Here is a 3,309-nt window from a genome sequence, read left to right as displayed (position 1 = left end):
TCATTGTAACATCTCCTTGGATTATGTATGTATTTTACCAAACTATACACAGGTGTTACAACTTAATTATATCAGGTCAAAGGATTCAGAGAACATAAAGATAGCACACAAATATATTTTTACACATTTGCTTGATAATTACATTTCAAATAATGAAAATCGTTCTGTGCAAAATTGAATGAATTGGATTTTCAAAAAATTATAAATAACTATGAAACTTCTAATTTAGTTGAAAGTCACATACAATTGCTTTATAATTCGGTATAATTTTGTACAATGTATATATGTCGAGTAACTTTCGGATATCTGGAAAAATTTTTTCTCAAAAAATGTACTTTATCACTTGGAAAACTAGATTTTCAAAGGGGTATTATTTTGTACTTTACGTACCAGAAAACTAAAAATTTCATTTTTCAAATTTATGTACTTATGAATTTTGTTATTGAATCGATTTTCTCAGAATCTGCTTCAGACTCTTTTTCTTCTAAATCCTTTTCAAATAATTTTTTATCATCAACAAATATTAAAAGAAGGACTATACAAGTCCTCCTTTTAATGACTTTTGAAAACCTCTTTCAAGGAATTCACGCCGTCGTGGCACTTAAAAATTTAACTTAAATTATTCTACCACAACTATCTTTTATAGTCAAAGTTTTATTTACCTATTCTATTAAAAATTTTTTATTTATTTTTGTTGAAAAACGGATTAAATTTGACAAAACTATGCGATAAATTAAACTATTATTTGTAGATAATAAAATTATACGTAAATATAGTTTGGACGATCCTAAATGAATTTACAATGTATTAAATAAAGCGATTAATTATTGAAAATAAAAATAATAATCCTATTGAAAACAAAGATAAATTTGTTATAATAAAATAGAGCGTTTAGTTTTTGCAAAACTCTCTGATAAATAATCATCTACATTTACAGTTTTTATATAGCACTAATAGGAGAAAGTTATGGCTAGAAAGAAAAAAGGTATCGGTTGTTTAGGCACTATTGCTATTATTTTGGTTGGGGGAATGGTTGCATCAAATCTAAGCGGGAATAATTCCACCACATCGAATGATAACTCATCATTTATAAAAGAAAGTAAAACTAATACAATAGTTGAGTCATCTTCAATTCATTTATCAGAATCTTCAACTGAAAACAGTACTGAAAAGAGTGAAGAATCTCAAGCAACTGAAGTATCACAACAAGATAATATTCCTACTGATTATAAAAATGCTTTGACAAGAGCTGAAAACTATTCAAATCTTATGTACATGTCGAAACAGGGGGTCTATGACCAACTTACTTCTGAATATGGAGAACAATTCACAGCTGAGGAAGCGCAGTATGCAATTGATAATTTAAAGACCGATTATAACCGAAATGCACTAAAAAAGGCAGAAAGTTATCAAAAAGAAATGTCTATGAGTATAGACGCTATACGTGAGCAATTGACATCTGAATATGGAGAACAGTTTACACCTGAAGAAGCTGAATACGCTGTATCAAATTTGAAATAGAAACCAAATATTCAAACAGGCTAGAATCATTGTATATTATGGCTCTATAATTTCTGTAGTGGGTAAATCCACTGTAGAGATTATGGAGCCTTTTTTAGTGTAGAAAAAAAGTCCCATATGACCTATAATGAAAAGCGACGAAACTCACATTAGAAAGGGTTCATATGGAACAACTAAATCTTATCACAAATTTTCTCAGAATTAAAGACAAAAATATCACTATCACTGATGAATATGATATGGGAACTCACTTAGAACTCCACGGTCACTTGGATTACACAGCCCCTAAATGCCCAAAATGCAAGGGACAAATGGCTAAGTACGACTATCAGAAAGCCTCTAAGATCCCCTACCTAGAAACTGCTGGCTACCCTTTACTTATCCGCCTTAGAAAGCGTCGGTTCAAGTGTAAAGAATGTGGGAAAATGGCGGTCGCTGAAACTCCTCTTGTCAAGAAGAACCACCAAATCTCTGTCGCTGTTAACCAGAAAATCGCTCAATTACTCATCGAAAATCAAGCAATGCAACAGATTGCACACAGGCTATCTATCTCAACATCGTCAGTTATGAGAAAGCTCAATGAGTTCAAGTTTGAAACGGATTGGAATACCCTACCCGAGGTGATGAGTTGGGACGAGTATGCCTTCAAGAAGGGGAAAATGAGCTTCATCGCTCAAGATTTCAATTCCCTAAATGTCATCGCCATTCTCGACGGAAGAACCCAAGCAACCATCCGAAACCACTTTCTACGCTATCCTAGAAAGGTTAGAAATCGGGTCAAAGTGATTACCATGGATATGTTTAGTCCCTATTATCAACTTGCTAAACAGCTTTTTCCGAATGCAAAAATTGTACTCGACCGCTTTCATATCGTGCAACATCTTAGTCGCGCTATGAACCGTGTCCGTATTCAAATTATGAATCAATTCGACAGAAAATCGCAGGAATACCGAGCCTTGAAACGTTACTGGAAATTGATACAACAAGATAGCCGTAAACTCAGCGATAAACGATTTTATCGCCCTATGTTTCGAATGCATTTGACTAACAAGGAAATACTCGAAAAACTCCTGTCTTTCTCCGAGGAACTACGACAACACTATGAACTCTATCAGCTTCTCTTATTTCATTTCCAAGAGAAGAACTCAGACCATTTCTTTGACCTCATCGAACAGGAAATAGCCACTGTTAATCCTATTTTCCAGACGGTATTGAAGACATTTTTAAAGGATAAGGACAAGGTTGTAAACGCCATGGAATTGCCTTATTCCAACGCCAAACTGGAAGCTACCAATAATCTCATCAAAGTCATTAAGAGAAATGCCTTTGGTTTCAGGAACTTTGAAAACTTTAAAAAACGGATTTTGATTGCATTGAACGTAAGCGCCCAATAACAAAGTATATTAAAAAGGCTCCAAAGTCCTGTCGACTCTGGAACCTTTTTCTATTTACAAGCTCTCTTAATGTTTTTGTCCCATGGCAAATAAGCTTCCAGCACCTCTTTTTTTGCGAGCGTCTCCTCGTTAGGTAAGTGTTCTAGAAGATAGGTCATATATTTTTCTGCATCTAGTCCATGTCGCTTAGCAGTTTCTAAAAGACTCAGAATGACAGCTGTCGACTTGGCTCCCTCAAAACTCTGAGAAAACAGCCACCTTCGCTTTTTCATTTCTAGGCTCAGGCTGAAACAGTCCACTGGACTGTTTCACTACACCCCATAACCAAAGTCTTCATTGCCCTTTCAGCTATATTATTGGACAGGACTAAGTCACCATCCGAGAGAACGGTTCG

The 3,309-nt window shown here is 34.5% G+C and carries 2 protein-coding genes and 1 pseudogene; 2 read left to right on the top strand and 1 reads right to left on the bottom strand.

The annotated features are described in order from the left end of the window. Nucleotides 1-966: 966 nt before the first annotated feature. On the top strand, nt 967-1,521 hold the full coding sequence (locus ACPC58_RS11470) for an Ltp family lipoprotein (RefSeq protein ID WP_434066021.1): 555 nt from the start codon (nt 967-969) through the stop codon (nt 1,519-1,521). A 164-nt stretch (nt 1,522-1,685) separates the two neighbouring features. Continuing rightward, nucleotides 1,686-2,915, top strand: coding sequence for an ISL3 family transposase (locus ACPC58_RS11465; RefSeq protein WP_434066020.1), 1,230 nt, complete (start codon nt 1,686-1,688; stop codon nt 2,913-2,915). 50 nt (nt 2,916-2,965) lie between these two features. Here the strand turns inward: ACPC58_RS11465 and ACPC58_RS11460 are convergent. Next, a pseudogene (locus ACPC58_RS11460) lies at nt 2,966-3,309 on the bottom strand (transposase domain-containing protein); the annotation flags it as partial.

This window comes from Streptococcus sp. VTCC 12905, assembly GCF_049893385.1.
GTDB lineage: Bacteria > Bacillota > Bacilli > Lactobacillales > Streptococcaceae > Streptococcus > Streptococcus suis_AA.
The sequence above is the reverse complement of the archived record's forward strand: the minus strand, read 5'-3'. Positions and strand labels throughout refer to the sequence as shown.